Origin of the sequence: Campylobacter sp. MG1, assembly GCF_026616895.1 — a bacterium.
Lineage (GTDB): Bacteria > Campylobacterota > Campylobacteria > Campylobacterales > Campylobacteraceae > Campylobacter_E.
In genome coordinates this window covers 1-18,231 of the sequence record NZ_JANYME010000003.1, presented here as the reverse complement: position 1 = coordinate 18,231, position 18,231 = coordinate 1, and the positions used below count along the sequence as shown (strand labels likewise).

General features: G+C 26.6%; 19 protein-coding genes. 6 read left to right on the top strand and 13 right to left on the bottom strand.

Annotation, left to right across the window (positions count from 1 at the left end):
• Nucleotides 1–7: 7 nt before the first annotated feature.
• From rseP to murJ, 9 genes are read right to left on the bottom strand one after another with little or no spacing between them, the layout of a single operon-like run.
• On the bottom strand, nucleotides 8–1,123 hold the full coding sequence (gene rseP, locus NY022_RS02980) for an RIP metalloprotease RseP (RefSeq protein WP_267523488.1): 1,116 nt from the start codon (nucleotides 1,121–1,123) through the stop codon (nucleotides 8–10).
• Nucleotides 1,120–1,659 (bottom strand): CDP-diacylglycerol--glycerol-3-phosphate 3-phosphatidyltransferase, encoded by a 540-nt coding sequence (gene pgsA, locus NY022_RS02975; RefSeq protein ID WP_267523487.1) that lies wholly within the window; start codon nucleotides 1,657–1,659, stop codon nucleotides 1,120–1,122. The genes rseP and pgsA overlap by 4 nt, the downstream gene beginning before the upstream one ends.
• On the bottom strand, nucleotides 1,659–2,441 hold the full coding sequence (locus NY022_RS02970; RefSeq protein ID WP_267523486.1) for an enoyl-ACP reductase: 783 nt from the start codon (nucleotides 2,439–2,441) through the stop codon (nucleotides 1,659–1,661). The genes pgsA and NY022_RS02970 overlap by 1 nt, the downstream gene beginning before the upstream one ends.
• Complete coding sequence (gene dapA, locus NY022_RS02965; RefSeq protein ID WP_214117734.1) at nucleotides 2,441–3,334, bottom strand: 4-hydroxy-tetrahydrodipicolinate synthase; 894 nt, start codon at nucleotides 3,332–3,334, stop codon at nucleotides 2,441–2,443. The genes NY022_RS02970 and dapA overlap by 1 nt, the downstream gene beginning before the upstream one ends.
• Nucleotides 3,331–4,560, bottom strand: coding sequence for a M16 family metallopeptidase (locus NY022_RS02960; protein ID WP_267523485.1), 1,230 nt, complete (start codon nucleotides 4,558–4,560; stop codon nucleotides 3,331–3,333). Before NY022_RS02960 ends, dapA begins: the two co-directional genes overlap by 4 nt.
• A complete protein-coding gene (locus NY022_RS02955) occupies nucleotides 4,544–5,149 on the bottom strand; it encodes a hypothetical protein (RefSeq protein WP_267523484.1) in 606 nt (201 codons plus the stop codon). The genes NY022_RS02960 and NY022_RS02955 overlap by 17 nt, the downstream gene beginning before the upstream one ends.
• Nucleotides 5,143–6,897, bottom strand: a complete 1,755-nt coding sequence (locus NY022_RS02950) for an ABC transporter ATP-binding protein (RefSeq protein ID WP_267523483.1) — start codon at nucleotides 6,895–6,897, stop codon at nucleotides 5,143–5,145. Before NY022_RS02950 ends, NY022_RS02955 begins: the two co-directional genes overlap by 7 nt.
• Nucleotides 6,894–8,240: a cysteine--tRNA ligase gene (gene cysS, locus NY022_RS02945; protein WP_267523482.1), complete on the bottom strand. Its 1,347-nt coding sequence runs from the start codon at nucleotides 8,238–8,240 to the stop codon at nucleotides 6,894–6,896. Before cysS ends, NY022_RS02950 begins: the two co-directional genes overlap by 4 nt.
• Nucleotides 8,227–9,639 carry a murein biosynthesis integral membrane protein MurJ gene (gene murJ / locus NY022_RS02940; protein ID WP_267523481.1) on the bottom strand — a complete coding sequence of 471 codons (1,413 nt, stop codon included), beginning with the start codon at nucleotides 9,637–9,639 and terminating at the stop codon, nucleotides 8,227–8,229. The genes cysS and murJ overlap by 14 nt, the downstream gene beginning before the upstream one ends.
• 77 nt (nucleotides 9,640–9,716) lie before the next feature.
• Here murJ and ruvA point away from each other — a divergent pair, with 77 nt between their 5' ends.
• The 6 genes from ruvA to NY022_RS02910 all read left to right on the top strand — a co-directional run bounded on the left by ruvA (nucleotide 9,717) and on the right by NY022_RS02910 (nucleotide 15,671).
• Nucleotides 9,717–10,271: a Holliday junction branch migration protein RuvA gene (gene ruvA / locus NY022_RS02935; protein ID WP_214117728.1), complete on the top strand. Its 555-nt coding sequence runs from the start codon at nucleotides 9,717–9,719 to the stop codon at nucleotides 10,269–10,271.
• A 9-nt stretch (nucleotides 10,272–10,280) separates the two neighbouring features.
• Nucleotides 10,281–11,297, top strand: coding sequence for a D-alanine--D-alanine ligase (locus NY022_RS02930; RefSeq protein WP_214117727.1), 1,017 nt, complete (start codon nucleotides 10,281–10,283; stop codon nucleotides 11,295–11,297).
• Nucleotides 11,297–11,800 carry a thermonuclease family protein gene (locus NY022_RS02925; protein WP_267523480.1) on the top strand — a complete coding sequence of 168 codons (504 nt, stop codon included), beginning with the start codon at nucleotides 11,297–11,299 and terminating at the stop codon, nucleotides 11,798–11,800. The genes NY022_RS02930 and NY022_RS02925 overlap by 1 nt, the downstream gene beginning before the upstream one ends.
• A 66-nt stretch (nucleotides 11,801–11,866) precedes the next feature.
• Nucleotides 11,867–12,754 carry a polyprenyl synthetase family protein gene (locus NY022_RS02920; protein ID WP_214150441.1) on the top strand — a complete coding sequence of 296 codons (888 nt, stop codon included), beginning with the start codon at nucleotides 11,867–11,869 and terminating at the stop codon, nucleotides 12,752–12,754.
• On the top strand, nucleotides 12,754–13,980 hold the full coding sequence (gene hemA / locus NY022_RS02915) for a glutamyl-tRNA reductase (protein ID WP_214117722.1): 1,227 nt from the start codon (nucleotides 12,754–12,756) through the stop codon (nucleotides 13,978–13,980). Before NY022_RS02920 ends, hemA begins: the two co-directional genes overlap by 1 nt.
• Nucleotides 13,977–15,671, top strand: coding sequence for a proline--tRNA ligase (locus tag NY022_RS02910; RefSeq protein ID WP_267523479.1), 1,695 nt, complete (start codon nucleotides 13,977–13,979; stop codon nucleotides 15,669–15,671). The genes hemA and NY022_RS02910 overlap by 4 nt, the downstream gene beginning before the upstream one ends.
• A 49-nt stretch (nucleotides 15,672–15,720) precedes the next feature.
• On the opposite strand, the gene NY022_RS02905 is transcribed toward NY022_RS02910, so the two are convergent.
• From NY022_RS02905 to NY022_RS02890, 4 genes are all read right to left on the bottom strand, one after another.
• Nucleotides 15,721–15,849 carry a hypothetical protein gene (locus NY022_RS02905; RefSeq protein ID WP_267523478.1) on the bottom strand — a complete coding sequence of 43 codons (129 nt, stop codon included), beginning with the start codon at nucleotides 15,847–15,849 and terminating at the stop codon, nucleotides 15,721–15,723.
• A 106-nt stretch (nucleotides 15,850–15,955) separates the two neighbouring features.
• Nucleotides 15,956–16,225, bottom strand: coding sequence for a hypothetical protein (locus tag NY022_RS02900; protein WP_267523477.1), 270 nt, complete (start codon nucleotides 16,223–16,225; stop codon nucleotides 15,956–15,958).
• A gap of 585 nt (nucleotides 16,226–16,810) precedes the next feature.
• On the bottom strand, nucleotides 16,811–17,029 hold the full coding sequence (locus tag NY022_RS02895) for a hypothetical protein (RefSeq protein WP_267523476.1): 219 nt from the start codon (nucleotides 17,027–17,029) through the stop codon (nucleotides 16,811–16,813).
• A gap of 84 nt (nucleotides 17,030–17,113) precedes the next feature.
• Nucleotides 17,114–17,965: a hypothetical protein gene (locus NY022_RS02890; RefSeq protein ID WP_267523475.1), complete on the bottom strand. Its 852-nt coding sequence runs from the start codon at nucleotides 17,963–17,965 to the stop codon at nucleotides 17,114–17,116.
• Nucleotides 17,966–18,231 lie beyond the last annotated feature (266 nt).

Here is an 18,231-nt window from a genome sequence, read left to right as displayed (position 1 = left end):
GCTAAAATTATTTTAGCTTTATAGTTTCATTATTGATTATTCTTTCTACATCATTATATGTAGCATATATCATAAGAGAAAATAAAAGAAACATTCCTATATAACTTAGTATTTCAAAGACTCTTTGATTTATTGGGCGTTTGAAAATTAATTCATAAATATTGAAAAATATATGCCCTCCATCTAAGACAGGAATTGGTAAAAGGTTTAATATCCCTAAATTTATTGAGAGCAGGGCTGTTATTAGTAATAATGTAGATATACTTACACTTGTAGCTTGAGTTGTAATATCGGCTATTGTAATTATGCCACTAATATTTTTAGGACTTATTTCAGCTAGGATTAGTTTTTTAATACTTTCAAATATTAGAGTGCTATTTTCAACACATTGTATAAATGCCCATTTAAAAACTCCTAAATCTTTGTGGTATTCTGTTACAAATTCCATACTAGGAGCTATTCCTAATAATGCTTTTTTTGTTTTTTCTCCGAAAATATTATAACTATCACCATAAAATGTATTTACTTTAAGTATTATTTTTTCATTATTTCTTATAATTTCTAATTCATTTATTCCATCTCTTACGAGTGGTTTTATTTCATCATAAATTTGAATTTCTTTACCATTTATTTTTGTTATTTTATCGCCTATTTTTAATTCTTTGCTTGAATTAGGACTTAAATTTCCTATAACTGGTGCTAATTGCTTAGTCCCTATAAAACCTAAACTTATATAGATTAAAAATGCTAAAAGTAGGTTAAAAAATGGACCTGCAAAAAGAATTAAAATCTTTTTAAATGGGTGTAATACCGAATAGCTATCATAATCATAATTTTTAAGAGTAGGGTCGCTATCATCTTGACCTTTCATCTTGACATATCCACCTAAAAATATGCTCGATACTTGATAATCAGTGCCTTTGTAATGCTTCACATAAATTGGCTTTCCAAATCCTATGCTAAAGGTTAAAACTCTAACTTTAAAGTATTTTGCAGCCAAAAAATGCCCTAATTCGTGAAAGAATATCAAAAAAGAAAGTATTAAAATAGTCCCTAAAAAACTAGCCCCATAATGCCAAAAGCAAAAAGCTAATATAAGAAGAGTTATTAATATATTCTTCATTTACTAGCCTTTGCGTATTCAATCACATAAACAGCCCCAGAATAAATAGTAAAGAAAAAGCATAGATAAAATAAAATATCTTTTCCCCACCAATCCATTAGCAAAAATCCAATTGCTAACATTTGAAAGGTTGTTTTTATTTTACCACTCATATTTGCAGCGATTTTAAGCCCATCAGCTACTATCATAACTCTTAAGCCAGTTATAAAAAACTCACGAACTAATATAAAATAAACTAGAATTTCATTAACCCTTCCCATCATCATAAGCCCTAAAAATGCTGCTAAGGTAAGCATTTTATCAGCCAAAGGGTCTAAAATCTCTCCTAAAATTGTTTTTTGATTCCAAGACCTTGCAATATATCCATCAAAAAAATCAGTTATAGAAGCAATAGTAAAAATAAGAGCTGCTAAATAATTTATCCAAGAAATATGTATGCCATATTCACTTACTAATGTATTTGAGTGAGTTAATAATATAAATAAAATAGGTGCTAGGATTATCCTAGCACTAGCCAAAAGATTAGGTAAATTCATCACTTGAATGTCGTTCCACCATCTACAATAAATGTATGCCCTGTAACCCAACTAGCTTTATCAGTGCATAAGAATAAACATGCGCCCGCTAAATCTTCAGGTTGCCCCATACGATTTAATGGGCTTAAACTCATTGTAGCTTGTTTTACTTCTTCGTAATTTGTAAATGCTTTTAAAGCGTCAGTATCAATTGGACCACCACTTACAACATTTACACGGATATTTTTCTCGCCTAATTCGGTTGCTGCATATCTAGCCATTGCTTCAACAGCTGCTTTTGCTGTTCCATGACCTGCATAGTTTTCAATATGAACTAAATTCCCTGTGCTAGAAATTGAAATAATACTTCCACCGCCAACTTTTTCCATTCTCTTAGCTGCTTCTTGAGCACCACAAACAAAAGCATTAACGGTAGCTGTAAAGATATTATTAATTCCACGAGGTTTAAGTTTCATAAACTTAGTATATCCACCTACAACTGCACGACCTGTAATAATTGCATTTGAGATAAAAAAATCAACTCTATCAAAATCTTCATCAATTTTTAAAAATAAATCTTTATAAGTTTCAGGCTCAAGTATATCAAATGGATAGCATTTAGCTTTAACTTTGTAAGTTTTTTCAATATCAGCAACGATTTCTTGTGCGATTTGTTCGTTTGAATTATAAGTAAATGCAACATTACAACCTGCTTTTGCAAATTCATACACAATAGCCTTACCTATACCACGAGTTCCACCGCTTATTACTAATACTTTATCTTTAAAATTAATCTCTTGCATTAAAATCCTTTTATATCATAATTTTTCATAACTTCTTCTATTCTTTTTAGATTTTCTTTACTAGGAGCGCAAAGTGGCAAACGATATTCAAGACTAGGAAGTAATCCTGCTATAAACATTGCTGCTTTTATTGGAATTGGGTTGCTCTCACAAAATAAAATCTTATTTATATTATAAAGTTTATCGTTAATAGATTTTGCATTTTTATAGTTTTCTTTTAAAGCTTCGTGAGTTAAATTAGCAATTTCATTTGGTAAAAGATTTGAAGTAACGCTAATTACACCACTACCACCATTGCTTAAAATAGGATAATTTATACTATCTTCTCCACTTACAAGTCTTAGTTTTGGCTCGTTTGCTAATAAATCTACGCACTTATCTATATTTCCACTTGCTTCTTTTACTCCGTAAATATTAGGACAATTTCTAAAAAGTTCAATTATAGTTTGACTAGCTATTTCACAACCTGTTCTTCCTGGAACATTATAAAGCATAATAGGAATATCAATTGATTTAGCAATAGCTTCATAGTGTTTATATAATCCACTTTGCATAGGTTTATTATAATATGGAGTAATGCTTAAAATCCCATCAGCTCCACACTCTTGAGCAAATTTTGCTAAAGATATTGCTTCGTGAGTTGCATTTGAGCCTGCACCTGCTAAAACCTTAGTATTTGTTCCTTTGCAAACACTTACTGCTATTTCTATACATCTTTTATGCTCTTCGTGAGTTAAAGTTGGGCTTTCTCCTGTGGTTCCAACAGGAACTACGGCATCAATTCCATTTGCTATTTGTCTTTTAACTAGCTTTTCATAACTAAGTTCATCAATTTTATCATTTTTAAATGGTGTTATTAAAGCTGTCATTGCACCTATTATTTCTTTTTTCATACTTTCTCCTTTAAAATTATTTGAGTTAAATTGTCATCTTTTAGATATTTTTTAAAAACTTGGTTTAAAATTTTATAATCTAATTCTTTTGAAGTTAGAGAATTTAAAAATACATTTACATCTCCAAAACATTCAAATTTACCAATTCCACTCGCTAAAGCACTTGGGTTGGATTTTACTTGATTTATGCTTAATTCTAATTGATTATAAATTGTTCTTGTATCAAATTTATTAAATTTTGTTTGATTAATTAATTTTTTTAGTTGCTTTATTGCTGATTTTGTATTTACTAAATCATTACAAACTCCAAAAATTATAAATAAATTTTCATTCTTAGAGCTTTGTGCGTAAAAGTCCAAATCAGCACATAGATTATATTCATTTATCATTTTATTTTTTATAATTGAGTTTTTATCAAGATTTAAAAATATTGAAATAGCCTTTAAATACTCAAAATCTTCGTGATTAAATGCAGGTATTTTATAAGCACAAGCAAAAATATTAGAATTTAGATTAGGAAAACTAAGTTCTATTTCTTTTAGACCTGTTCTATCTGGTTCATATACTTTATTTTGTGTGATTTTTTTTGCTGATTTTTTACTAAAAATCTCTTCGCACATACTAAAAATATCAATATTAGCTAAATCTCCGCTAATTACTATACAAGCATTATTTGGTGCATAGAATTTAGTATAAAATTCTTTTACAATTTTAGGTGTAAGATTTGCTATATCATCAGCAAATCCAATCGGCGTCCAATGATAACTAGTCTTTATAAAAGCGTAATTATAAATAGCATTATATAAATACCCAAAAGCATCATTTCCTACTCTTAATCTCTCTTCTTCAAGGACTACATCTCTTTCTTTATAAAACTCATCTTTATTAAACAATAACTCACTCATCATACTAGAATATAATTCTAAAACCCTTTTAATATGAATATTTGCGATATTTACATAATATTGAGTGTAATCAAAACTAGTGCAAGCATTATTTACTCCACCTAATGCTTTTATTATCTCATCAAATTCTCCAGCCTTATGAGTTTTTGTGCTTTTAAAAGATAGGTGTTCTAGCAAATGTGCTATACCGCTTTTGCCTAATTCTTCATAACTTGAGCCTACTTTATAAAAGATATTTACACTAGCTACACCTGAATTATCATTTAGATTTACGGCATAAATTTTTAAGCCATTTTTTAATATTTTACTTTCTATATTCATTTTTTACACTTATATTTTTTTTAATTATAAAATTTGCATATTTTAATGCTTCTTTGGTGTCACTTGGATTTTTACAAATAAAGTTTAATTTAGGATATTTTTCTTTGTAAAATTTTACATCTGATAGACCTTCTATTACTATTCCAGTAAATTTCTCATTTATAGCTATTTCGCATAAATTTTCTATACTATTAAAACCACATAAATATATATCTTTTTTAATATTTTTATAATCTAAATAATCGTTTGATTTTAGAATAAAAAAGTCGCATAAATTTTCATATGTTTTAGTTTTTTCATTTAATGTTAAGGCTATTTTGAAATTTGAATTATAAAATTCATTTAAGATTTGATAATTAGGATTTTCTATGAGTGCTATTGCATATCCACTTGCAAATACTGCCTTAACTTGTTTAGGATTATTAATTTCACAAATAAACTGATTTATATAATTTATATTATTTATTGTTATTTTATTAATAAATTTATTTTTATTGTAAAAATAACCGTAAGCACCTGGAATTATTTCCAAACAATAGTGCATAATATTTGATAATAAATTATCTTTTTGAATTATATAATTTAACATTTTCCATACCTTTCTTTTAATTTTTTATAAAATTCATTATTTTCTAAGCTTTTATCGTTTCCAAATCCCACCATTTTAGAATTATCTAAAATCAAAATATTATCAGCAATTGCAATAGAATTTAGTCTATGTGCTATTAGAATAATTATTTTATCTTGCTTAATATTTACTAAGCTTTTTGATATTAAATTCTGACTTTCATTATCTAAAGCACTTGTTGCTTCATCAAAAATTATTATTTCAGGATTTTTATAAAACGCTCTTGCAAGTGCTAGGCGTTGTCTTTGGCCGCCGCTAAAATTATTACCTTTTTCACTTAGTTTAGTATAAATTCCATCAGGCATAGCACTTATAAAATCATAAGCATTTGCAAGTTTTAAAGCATTAATTACTCTTTCTTCATCAAATTCATTTGCATAAGCAATATTATTTGCAATAGTATCGCTAAATAAATAAATATTTTGTGTAACTATTGCTATTTTTTCTCTTAAGCTATCTAGTGAATAGTTTTTATAATTGTTATTGTTTATTTTAATTTCTCCAGAATTTAGCTCATAAAATCTTAAAATAGTATTTACTAAAGAGCTTTTTCCACTACCACTTCTTCCTATAATTGCGGTAATTTCGCCTTTTTTAAACTCTATACTAACATTATCTAAAGCTAATTTATTATCGTATTTTAAACTAGCATTTTGTAATTTTAGGCTTTTAATTTCTTGATTTAAATTCTCATCTCCACCTTTAATCTCTGGCTCAAGGTCAAGTAAATAAAAAGTTCTTGTGCTAGCTGCTAAGTTTGTTTGAAGACTTGCATAAAGACTTGTAATTCTTTTAACAGGAGTATATATTAAAAATAAAGCCGTTAAAAATGAGAAAAAATTGCCTATTTGCATAGAGCCATTTATAACTTCCATTCCACCTATTATTATAGTTGCCGATACGCCTAAAGCACCAAAAGTTTCCATAATAGGACTTGTAAAGGCATTTATTTTAGTTCCACGATAGATTAATTTCGCTACATTTTCATTGCTATTTTTGTATTTTTCTAGTTCTAATTTTTCAGCATTTGATGATTTAACTAGCTCAATATTGCCTAAAATCTCATTTAGTCTTGAAGTAAGCTCGGCATAATTTTGTTGTGTTGCTACTCCTATACTTTTTAATTTTTTTATGAAATATCTAATAGGAAGCATAGCAGCAGGTAAGATAATAAATGCAAAAAAAGCTAATTTTGGGCTTTGAGAAATCACTACATAAAGTAAGCCTAAGGTTGTAATTATTTCTCTTGTAATATCAGGAATGAAATTAGTAAGCACATTTTGAAGACTTCCAATATCATTTAAAGAGCGTGATATTAGCTCTCCACTAGGGTGTTTTTGAAAGAATTTCATATCCATTACTATGATTTTTTTTAGGATTTTTTGTCTTAGTCTTTTTGTAATTTCTATACCTATAAAACCCATATTAATTGTTTGCATATAAAGACCTAAATTCTTTATAAAATATAAAGCAAACACACCTAAAGGTAAGATATATAATAATGTTACATCTTTTTCTACAAAGATTTTATTTAAAATCGGTTCAATAATCTTAGCACTACCAGCAGTTCCAGCTGAAGCTAAAATCATACCTATTATTGCTAGAAAAAATCTTATTTTATAATCTTTAAAATAGTGCTTAAACCTTTTTAATACATAAGATAATTTTAATTGGGATACATTTTGATTTTCTATTTCTTTTAAATTCATAAAATCTCCCAATCAACACCATTAGCGCTATCTTGAATGCTTACGCCTAAATTACTTAATTCATTTCTAATACTATCGGCTTTTGCGTAATCTTTATTTTTTTTAGCTTCATTTCTTTCATCAATTAATTTTAGAATTTGAATACGGAATTTCTCATCACAATTTTGTAAATATTCATTAGGATTAATTACTCCAATTCCTAATAATTCAACAATAGCTAAAAACTCATTTTTAAGCTCATCATTAGCTTTTATAGTATTTGCATAATTTACCCATTCATCTACAATTGCAAGTGCTTTTGAAGTATTTAAATCATCGCTTAAAGCTTCAACTAATTTTGCTTTTAGCTCACTATTAGGTGCTATTGTTTTTAAATCTAGTTCATTTAAATTAAGCTTTTTTTTCACTCTAAATATTTTATCAAGGCGTTTTTTAGAAGCTTTTAAATCAGTAATTGTGTAATTAAAATCTTGTCTATAATGAGTGCTTAGTAAATAAAATCTAAGTGTTTCTCCGCTAAATTCTTTTAAAGCGTCTTTTACAAAAAAGCTATTATTTAGACTTTTACTCATTTTTTCGTTATTAATATTTACAAAGCCATTATGTAGCCAAAAAGTAGCTAGTTCGTTTTTAGTTGCTAAGCGACATTGACAAGCTTCGTTTTCGTGATGTGGAAACAACAAATCAGCCCCACCACAATGAATGTGTAATTTAGGAAAAATATCTAAAATCATACAAACACATTCAGTATGCCAACCAGGACGACCTGTGCCAAAACTTGCTTTATAATAATTCTCATCAAATTTCCATAATACAAAATCACTTGCATTCTTTTTATCTACTTCATTTTCAAGTCTTGAGATAGTATCATCTTGAGGTTTGTTTGAAATACTTAAATAAAGTTTATCTAAACTTGTATTTAAATATATTCCATCATCTAATCTATAAGCATATTTTAATTCAAGCAATTTTTCAATAAAACTAATCATTTGATTAATATATTCAGTTGCTCTTGGGCTAATATCAGGCTCTAAAACATTTAAAGCTTTCATATCAGCTTCATAACTTTTAATATAAGTTTCACTAATTTCAGTTAGACTTTTGCCACTTTCATTCATTTTTTTGATTAATTTATCATCAATATCTGTGTAGTTTTTTGCTAATTTTACTTCAAAACCATTTGCTTTAATTACTCTTTTTAATAAATCAAAACTTATGCTTGACCTTGCATGACCTAAATGTGCGTCATCATAAACGGTTGGACCGCAAACATATATATTTATACATTCATTTTTATATGTAAATTCTTCTTTTTTTCTAGTTTGTGAGTTAAAAAATTGCATTTAAAAATCCTTTTAAATATATTAAAACATAAGCAAATATTACACTAATAAAGATAATTCCTAAGCAAACGCTAGGTCTTAAAATACTAAAAAATCTAGCATAAGAAAACACAAAAAGATAAGCAAGTAGTATAAACCAAGCAGAAATATTAGCACTTATACAAAACGCTAAAATACCAAAATCTTTTATCAAACATAAACTTGCAATTATACTTATAAAACAAGACATTATTGAAATCTTAGCAGCAATTGAGTGTAAATAATTTGCGTTTATCCAAGCTAAAAATAATTTTGAAATTCCAAGTGGAACTATACATAATATATAAAGCCTTAAGACTTTAGCGCATTCAAGTGTGTTTTCATTTGTAAATACTCCACGCTCAAATAAGAGCTTAATTATCTCTTCGCTTAAAATATAGCCTGTTAATGCAGCAAGTATTAATAAAAGTAGCATTAATTCAAATATTTTTTGAATACTTAAAATAGCATTTTGAATTTTTCCTTGTTTAATATAAGCAATTAAGCTTGGGAAAAATACTTGAGTAAAAGCTATAGCAATTAAGGCTAATGGGAGTTGATAAAGTCTAGTTGAATAATTAAGATATGAAATACTTGCGTGAGCTAATGAGCTAGCTAGAGCAATTTCAACCAATGAGTTTAATTGCGAACTTGATGAGCCAATTAAAGATGAGCTAAAATTTTTAAAAAAGCCTTTAAGAGAAGTTTTTTTATTTTTATGATTTAAATTCTTTACATAAATTATCATAGAATGAAAGATTTTATTATCCTTTAAAGCAATCATTAAAATAATTACTTGAATAAAAGCACTTATTAAAATAAAATAAGTAATCATTTTAAGCAATTGTAGTTTTTCTAAATCTTTAAATATTAAAAGAGCTGCTACACAGGCAAAATTAAAAATAGAAGCACTTATGCTAGTTATAAAAAATCTACCTTTATAATTAAGTAAAGACGCAAAAAACGAAGCACAAAAAATAATCACTAAATACCAAATATTAAGCCCGATTAAAGGTGCTGATATTTTTTTAATCTCATCATCAAAACCATAGGCTATTAGATTAGTAAAGATATTAGAAAACATAAAAACAATTAATGCTATTAAACTAAGAATAGCTATAAAAATCATAAGTATCTTTACACAAAATTCGCCTTTACGATTAGTTTTGGCTAGATTTGGTAAAAAGCTTTGATTAAATGTGCCTTCAGTAAATAAGGTTCTAAAAACACTCGGAAGCTTTATCATTATAAAAAATATATCAGAATAAATACTAGCCCCTAAAAATCTAGCTAGTAAAAAATCTCTACAAAAGCCACTTATTCTTGATATTAAAATACCAAAAATATTGAAAAAATATTTTTTTATTAGTTCTTGTTTCATTCATTTTACTTTTTTAATTTATTTTTAGGTATATTAACGAAAAAAAATAAAGGCTTTGATACAAAAAAGGAAGATTATTGATAGTTTATTTAGAAGGTGAAGTTATTAAAAAAACTCCTGCGTTTATAATCTTAAAAACTTATGGAGTAGGGTATGGAATAAATCTTAGCTTATTAAGTGCTGCTAGGATTAATAAAGGAGATAAAGTAGCTTTATTAATTACTCAAATTATTAAAGAAGATTCAAATAAATTATATGGCTTTTTAGATGAAAGTGAGCAAATATTATTTGAAGCCTTAATAAAAGTAAATGGCATAGGTGCTACAAGTGCTATGGCACTTCTATCATCAATGGATGTAGCGAGTTTGCAAAGTGCTATTATTAACGAAAACGCAAAAGCTTTATGTAAAGCTCCAGGAATTGGTGCTAAGAGTGCAAGTAGATTAATATTAGAATTAAAAGATAAAATAATCAAATTAGGAATAAGTGCGGAGAATAATTATTATTACGAAGCTAGTGAAGCTTTACTTGCTTTAGGCTTTAAACAAGAAGCTGTGATTAAAGCTTTAAAAGATATTAATGCAAATAGTGTTAGCGAAGTAATAAAACTAGCTCTTAAAAAATTAAGTTAAGGAAAATAAATGAAATACGCAATGGTTTTTGGTGGGAATTCTTACGAGCATGAAATAAGCATAGTAAGTGCTGTAACTGTGGCAAAATTATTAGATGATGTAATTTTTATTTATGTTAGTTTTGATAATGAGTTTTATCTAATAGATAAAAACAATATGAATGCAAATTATTTTGCAAAAGGTGGTTTTAAAAACCTTAAGCCTTTAGTATTAAAACAAGGTGGCTTTTATCTTAAAAAACTTTTAGGCGAAGAAAAAGTAGAATTTGATATAGCTATTAATATAGTTCATGGAAAAGATGGCGAAGATGGGAAATTAGCCTCTATGTTTGATTTTTATAATATCAAATACATAGGCCCTAGAACCGCTGCTTGTGTGCTTAGTTTTGATAAACATTTAACTAAACTTTATGCAAATGAAGTAGGGGTTAAAACAATTGCTTATAAATTATTAGAAAGCAAAAATGATGAGGTTGAACTACCTGTTATTTTAAAACCAGCTAGGCTTGGAAGTAGTATAGGTATAAATATAGTAAAAAATAAAGAAGATTTTGCTTATGCGTATGATAGTTCGTATGAATTTGATGACAAGATTTTAGCAGAGCCTTTTATTGAAAATATTCAAGAAGTAAATCTAGCAGGATTTTTTGATGGCGAAAAAATTGTATTTTCAAAGATTGAAGAGCCTAAGAAAAATGGTCATTTAGATTTTGACCAAAAATATCTAAGCTTTAAACAAGAAAAAATAGAAGAAGTAAAACTTAATGATGAGTTAGTAAATAAATTAAAAGACGCTTTTACTAGACTTTATTTGCCGTTGTTTAAAGGTGCTTTAATTAGATGTGATTTTTTTATTAAAGATAATGAGATTTATCTAAATGAGATTAATCCAAATCCAGGTTCTTATGCTAATTATTTATTTGATGATTTTAAATCTTCTTTAGAAAAATTAGCAAAATCTATTGAAAGTGATTTTAAAATTAAAGAAAATTTCACATTTTTAAATAAAATCGTAAGAGCTAAATAATGAAAAAAATATTTTTATTATTTTTTACATTATGTTTATTTGCCGATGAATATTTAGTTATAAAAGTTTATGATGGTGATAGTTTTGTTGCTGTTAATAATAATGTAAAATCAGATATTAGATTATATGGCATTGATGCACCAGAGGGTAATCAAAATTTTGGTAAAGAATGTAAAGGTATTTTATCTAATATGATTTTAGATAAAAAAATAAATATTGATGTTAAGAATATAGATAAATATAAAAGAAAGGTAGCCGTTGTTTATCTAAATGAAATTGACATAAATCGTTATATGGTTCAGCAGGGCTGTGCTTGGGCATACACATATTATACAGATATATATAAAGATGATGAATTAAAAGCAAAAAGTGAATTAAAAGGCTTATGGATTGATAAAAATGCTATGGAACCTTATAAATTTAGAAAGATGAATAAATATAAAAGAAGTGAGAGTGAGGAGATTAAAAAAATGTTTAAAATGCTATTGTCATTTGATAGTTAGTTTAATATTCTTAAAAGTATATAAAGTTAAAATAACTTTAGATATTATTCATGAAAGGGAAGTAGTATGGAAAAGATAGATTTTTATATAAATGAATTTATAAAAGAGTTAAAGCATCCTAGTATTTATGAGTATTTAGCCAAGGTAAATCACGGCAAAAGATTACGCTCAAAACTGATTTTAAAAATAGCTGGAGTTAGTGATGAAGCTTATAAATTATGTGCAGTAATTGAGTGTATTCATCTAGCATCGCTTATGCACGATGATGTAATAGATGAAGCACTAACTAGAAGAAATGCTCCAAGTATTAATGCAATTTATGGCGATAAAACTGCTATTATGCTAGGCGATATTTTATATTCAATTGCGTTTTATAATTTATGCTCTTTTAAAAGTGAAATAGCAGCCTGTGTTGGTCGTGCAGTTGCCTTGCTTAGTAGTGGCGAATTGCTTGATGTAGAGCTTGGAGAAAGCTTTAATGAAGATGAGAGCAAATATTATGAAATGATTTATAAAAAAACTGCTTCATTAATAGAAGCAAGTGCATATGCAGCAGCACTTTTAGCTAATTATCCTAACGCTAATGATTATAAAGAATTTGGTAAAAATCTAGGAATTGCTTTTCAAATAGTTGATGATATTTTAGATATTACTCAAGATGAAGCTACTTTAGGAAAGCCAAATCTAAATGATTATAAAGAAGGCAAAGTTACTCTTCCATACATTATGCTAGATAAAAAATTACAAGGCGATGATAAAGCAAGGCTAAGGTCTTATTTTTGTAAGACTTTAAGCAAAGATGAATTATCGTGGATAAAAGAGCAATTTTTAAAATACGATTTAATAAATGCAAGTATAAATGAAGCTAAAAATTACGGAGAACTTGCATTAAAATACGCAAGTAGCGATGAATTAAAAGAAATCGTTAAAAAAATGATTTTTAGGGAGTTTTGATGCATTATTTTAGCGTTAGTTTTACTCATAAAAATACAAGTATTGAAGTAAGAGAAAGACTAGCTTTAAGTGATGAATTTAAGAAAAAAGAAATTTATAAATTAATCTTAGCTAATGATTACATAGAAGAATGCGTGATTTTAAGCACCTGTAATAGAATAGAAATAATGTGTTATATTGAAAACCAAGTGGGTGTTTATGAATACATAATAAAGTGCTTATGTTTAATTTGTAAGATTGATGAGCAACTTATCAAAAATTCTCCTGATATTTACGAAGGCAGTGGGTTTATTCATCATCTTTTTAGTGTTTCAAGCTCACTTGATAGCCTTGTAATAGGGGAGACTCAAATCACAGGTCAATTAAAACAAGCCTTGCAAAGTGCTAATTATTCTCCTAATTTAGAAGTAGCGATTAATTATTCTTTTAAATGTGCTGCAATGGTTAGAAATAAAACTGCTATTTCAAAAAACTCTGTATCAGTAAGCTCTGTTGCAGTAGCAAAAGCAAGAGAGATTTGTGATATTAAAACTAAAAAAATCCTTTTAATAGGAAGTGGTTTGATGATAGAATTAGCTGCAAAACACTTACTAAATCATACAAAAGGAAATATTGCGATAATTTCAAGAACCAAAGCAAATGCTTTAAAACTAGCAAATGAACTAGATTTAATATGTTTAGATTATGAAGATTTAATCTCTATTTTAAATTCTTATGAGCTTATATTTTGTGCTACTAGTTCAAATGAACCTATAATTACTAAAGATATTATAAGTCCGGTTGAGTTTAAAAGGTATTTTTTTGATATTGCTGTGCCAAGAGATATTGAACTTGAAAATAGTGAATTGATAGAAGTTTTTAGCGTTGATAGTCTAAATGAAATAGTTAAGAAAAATATGCAATTTAAAGATGAAGAAGCAAAAATTGCTTTTAGTGTAGTTGCAAAAATGGTTAATGAGTTTTATAAGGATTTAAATGTAATTCAAGTAACTCCTATAATAAAAGCTATGAGAATTAGAGCAGATGAAATCATAAATCAAGAATTAGCAATAGCAATTAAGAAAGGTTATTTAAAAAATAGTGATAATGAAGAAGCATTGAAATTTGCAAAACAAGTTATGAAGTCTTATTTGCACGAACCTACAATAAGACTTAAAAATATTGATGATGAAGGTTTAGAAACGCAAAGTTTAAATTATTTATTTAATGTGAAGGAAAACGAATGAGATTTTCAAAATTATACGCACCAACGACAAAAGAAGCACCAAGAGATGCTATCTTAAAAAGTCATATTTTACTTAGTAGAGCAGCTTATATAGAGCAACTTGGCTCAGGACTTTATAGTTATTTGCCATTAGGGCTTGAAGTATTAGAAAATATTAAAAATATTGTAATTAAGCATATGAAAAATGCAGGAGCAAACTATTTAAATCTTAGTTTTGTATGCCCGTTAAATTATTGGGATGAGAGTGGAAGAAGTGCTAAATTTGGTAAAGAATTGCTAAGGTTTAAGGATAGAAAAGAAAATGATTTTATCCTAAGCCCGACAGCAGAAGAAGCAATAGTTGCACTTGTGCGTGGAAAAATTACAAGCTATAAACAATTGCCTATTAATTTATTTCAAATTCAAACTAAATTCCGTGATGAAGCAAGACCTAGATTTGGACTTTTTAGGGCTCGTGAGTTTATTATGAAAGACGCTTATAGTTTTCATGATTCGCTTGAGTCTTTAGAAACTGAGTTTTTAAATATGCAAGAAGCGTATTGTAAAATTTTTGATGAATTAGGGTTAAATTATGCGATTGTAGAAGCAGATAGCGGAGCAATTGGTGGAAGTGGTTCAAGAGAATTTATGGTAATTAGTCCTAGTGGAGAAGATGATTTGGCTATTTGTGAATGTGGATATTGTGCTAATATAGAAACAGCAAAAAGAGCTAAAAGAAAATTTATCAAAGAAATAGAAGCTGATTTTGCAAAATTTCACACTCCAAATGTAAAAACCATAGAAGATTTAGCTAAATTCTTTAAATGCAAAGAGCATAATTTCATAAAAGCAGTAGCAAAAAAAGCAATATATGTAGATAAAGAAGAAATCATAGTATATTTTATAAGAGGTTGCGATGAGCTAAATGAAACTAAGGCTTTAAATGCAGCTAATGCACTTGATTTAGTAGATGCAAGTGAAGAAGAATTAATAAAAGCTAATTTAGTTCCAGGATTTATTGGGCTTAAGGATTGTCCTGTTAGATTTTTCATAGATAGCGAGTTAGAAAATGAAAGCGATTTAATTTGTGGAGCAAACGAAAAAGACTATCATTATGTAGGATTTAAGGTAACTAGCTTTTTACAAGAGCGTTTTTATGATTTAAGCTTGGTTAAAGAAAATGATGAATGCCATAAGTGTAATAGAGCTTTAAAAATTACAAAAGGCATTGAAGTAGGGCATATATTTAAATTAGGCGATAAGTATTCAAGTGCTATGAATGCAACTTATCTTGATAATAATGGCAAGGCAAAACCTTTTATAATGGGTTGTTATGGTATAGGAATTAGTAGGCTTTTAGCAGTAATTGCTGAATGCAATAATGATGATTATGGGCTTATTTTTGATAAAAATATTTCAGCATTTACATTACAAATCATAATATCAGATATTAAAAATGAAGAGCAAGTTAAGTTTGCAAATGATATATATGAGTATTGTTTGGCTAATAGCATTAAGGCTTTATTAGATGATAGAAATGAGCGTTTTGGCGTAAAAATGAGTGATTATGAGTTAATAGGCACACCTTATGCTATTGTAGTGGGTAAAAAACTTGATGATAATTTAGTAGAATTTAGAGCTCGTAAAACACTTGAAAAACTAGAATTAAACTCAAACGAAGTTAAAGATAAATTATCAAATCTTTTAAAATAATTTTATTTATTTAAAACTATAAATAATATTTATAAATTATTTATAGTTTTTATAATCTAAATCTACCTTTAGAACTTATTGCTTTATATATATTTTCAATATAACCACAACTATCTATGAAAAACTCTTCACTAACTTCTTTAAAATCATTATTTTCATCAAAGTAATAATACTTCACAAACAATCTTTCAGTTTCAAAAACAAATGAAGCTTCATCATAAAAATATTTATCATTTTTTATTACTAGCTCTAAATTATTTTTATATCTTAAAATTTTAAATTTATTAGCAAAAAAATAATCCTAATATGCCTGAGTAAAGGAGTATATATGAAAGAACTAATATTACAAATTTAAAATAATAAAGAAAATTTTCTATAAAATTATAATATATGTGGTTTTTATCTTTTGGTTTATATTCTTTTGAAATTACTTTAAAATAACGAAAGCAAAATACACATTTAAAGAAAAGTTTAGCCTTAAATTTTTTATACGGGTAAGCTTCACATAAGAATGCAAATCCTACAACTATCATAGCAAGAAATACTAGTTTCATAAAATCCTTTCAGTAGTATTTATAATACTTAATTAATCAAACCAACTATAACGCTTTATATTATTTTTTTCTAAAATTTCAATAAAATTTTTAATTTCATCTTGTGTAAACATATTTTGATTTATATGTATCGGAAATTGAAATTTCTTAAACCTAACTACTATATTATTATTAGTAATAGAAGTAAAAAACCAATAATCTTTAAATTTTCTATAGCAAACCTTTTGAGTGCAAAAATTTCTTTTAACTATGAAAAAATCTTCATAGCAAATAACTTTTTTGATATCAATTGCATAAAAAAATGATAAGGCGTAATAATTGCTGCACAAAAACCAAAAATATTTGCAAAAATATTATCCAAATGCATAAGATTAATGCTAATTAACAATGTTGCTAAATCCCATATAAAAACAAATACATAATAAAAAACTATAAAAATTGATTTTTCCTACTCATCACAAAAATAGGCTCATTGTTGTTTTGCATAACATTTTCCTATATTATTTATTTTATTTTAAAAATAAGCTTTCCTTTAAGTTTTACCCTGCAGCTTTTCACCCCATTACTATATTCTCTACACTTAAATTATTCTTTTTCTTTATAAGCTATTATTTTCATATTTATATTATCTAGCTTTTTAGCATTTTCAATATTATTTAAAAATGTATTAATATCATTTGTTTTATTTAATCCATAAATATTCATATCATACCTATCAAAAAAACATCCATAAGTATGCGTTATGTTTTTATTTAAATTCTTTAAGATTAAGTCTAAAGCCTTTTTATTATCAACGCTTAGCATTCTTTACTTTCTCATCCAAATAAAAGCAAAATCACAAATATTAAGGCGATTTTTCTCATTGTTTATCCTTTAAAATTTATTTAATTAATCTATCATATTTTCACTTAAAATCTTTTCAATTTTCTTACGCTGTTTTTCTATATATTTTTCGCCTAGTGGTTGTGCTTCTTCTTTTGCTTCCATTTCATAGCCACCTTTACTCATTGCAGAATACTTTTGTCTAAACTCTGTGTATAAAAAATAAACTGATAAATCATCAATAAAAGGCAATGAAACTAGCTTGGTTTTAGTTTGATATATTGTGTAAGTTTTTAAGTTTTTACCATTTAAGAAAAATAATATTAAATAACTTGATAAAATATCCAATATTACAAAAAATATAAGTATAGGAAAGAATAATATTCTAATTAATATAAAATCTGATTTATGATTTAAATTTTTTCCTTCCATTTCTTTAGTATTAAAAGAATCTTTATCAAATATATATGAATAAGCTAAAGCAGGTCGTTTAGATTGCAATCTAAAAACTATATCACTTTTATTTATCGTTGTGGTTACTTTTTTGTAACTTTTTGCTATACCAAAAAGACCTTCTTTATCTATTGTATATGTTTCAAAATATATCTTTTCATTATCTACGCTAATATAAAAATCATTATTTTTAACAAATATAAGTCTTTTTATTTGTCTAAGGTTTAAAAAGAATATAATAAAGAATATGCTACGAAGTATTGCTTCATCCATCCTTTTTATCCACCACAAATCCGACATTATTCGTTCTGGTCTATTATATAAAAAAATTAAATTATCTATACCAACATAAATTATGCGACATAAAATTAAAATTACGAAAATTTCACTAATAAATCTAATAAGCTCTAAGCTATATAAATAATCGTTTTTTATTTTATAGTCTTTTAAATTGTCTATATTCAAATTTATCCTTTATTTTAATAAAATTTATTATTAAAATAATATTGTTTTATAATTAAAATTTATAATAGTTCAATTTACTTTTACACTTATCAAACATTTATAATTACCCCCTTCTCATTATGATAATAAGTAAGGGGTAATTAGATTAAAAATTATAAGCAAACCCTAAATTTACATTGTAGTTATTATTAAAGTGTTTTGTAATACTCTTAGTTAAGTCTAAACCTATGCTTGTATTAGGACTAGGTTTATAATCAATTCTAAAT

Excerpts from the sequence above, each read along its gene's own strand:
- rseP (WP_267523488.1), bottom strand. The coding sequence starts at position 1,123 with ATGAAGAATATATTAATAACTCTTCTTATATTAGCTTTTTGCTTTTGG.
- pgsA (WP_267523487.1), bottom strand. The coding sequence starts at position 1,659 with ATGAATTTACCTAATCTTTTGGCTAGTGCTAGGATAATCCTAGCACCT.
- NY022_RS02970 (WP_267523486.1), bottom strand. The coding sequence starts at position 2,441 with ATGCAAGAGATTAATTTTAAAGATAAAGTATTAGTAATAAGCGGTGGA.
- dapA (WP_214117734.1), bottom strand. The coding sequence starts at position 3,334 with ATGAAAAAAGAAATAATAGGTGCAATGACAGCTTTAATAACACCATTT.
- NY022_RS02960 (WP_267523485.1), bottom strand. The coding sequence starts at position 4,560 with ATGAATATAGAAAGTAAAATATTAAAAAATGGCTTAAAAATTTATGCC.
- NY022_RS02955 (WP_267523484.1), bottom strand. The coding sequence starts at position 5,149 with ATGTTAAATTATATAATTCAAAAAGATAATTTATTATCAAATATTATG.
- NY022_RS02950 (WP_267523483.1), bottom strand. The coding sequence starts at position 6,897 with ATGAATTTAAAAGAAATAGAAAATCAAAATGTATCCCAATTAAAATTA.
- cysS (WP_267523482.1), bottom strand. The coding sequence starts at position 8,240 with ATGCAATTTTTTAACTCACAAACTAGAAAAAAAGAAGAATTTACATAT.
- murJ (WP_267523481.1), bottom strand. The coding sequence starts at position 9,639 with ATGAAACAAGAACTAATAAAAAAATATTTTTTCAATATTTTTGGTATT.
- NY022_RS02930 (WP_214117727.1), top strand. The coding sequence starts at position 10,281 with ATGAAATACGCAATGGTTTTTGGTGGGAATTCTTACGAGCATGAAATA.
- NY022_RS02925 (WP_267523480.1), top strand. The coding sequence starts at position 11,297 with ATGAAAAAAATATTTTTATTATTTTTTACATTATGTTTATTTGCCGAT.
- NY022_RS02920 (WP_214150441.1), top strand. The coding sequence starts at position 11,867 with ATGGAAAAGATAGATTTTTATATAAATGAATTTATAAAAGAGTTAAAG.
- hemA (WP_214117722.1), top strand. The coding sequence starts at position 12,754 with ATGCATTATTTTAGCGTTAGTTTTACTCATAAAAATACAAGTATTGAA.
- NY022_RS02910 (WP_267523479.1), top strand. The coding sequence starts at position 13,977 with ATGAGATTTTCAAAATTATACGCACCAACGACAAAAGAAGCACCAAGA.
- NY022_RS02900 (WP_267523477.1), bottom strand. The coding sequence starts at position 16,225 with ATGAAACTAGTATTTCTTGCTATGATAGTTGTAGGATTTGCATTCTTA.
- NY022_RS02895 (WP_267523476.1), bottom strand. The coding sequence starts at position 17,029 with ATGCTAAGCGTTGATAATAAAAAGGCTTTAGACTTAATCTTAAAGAAT.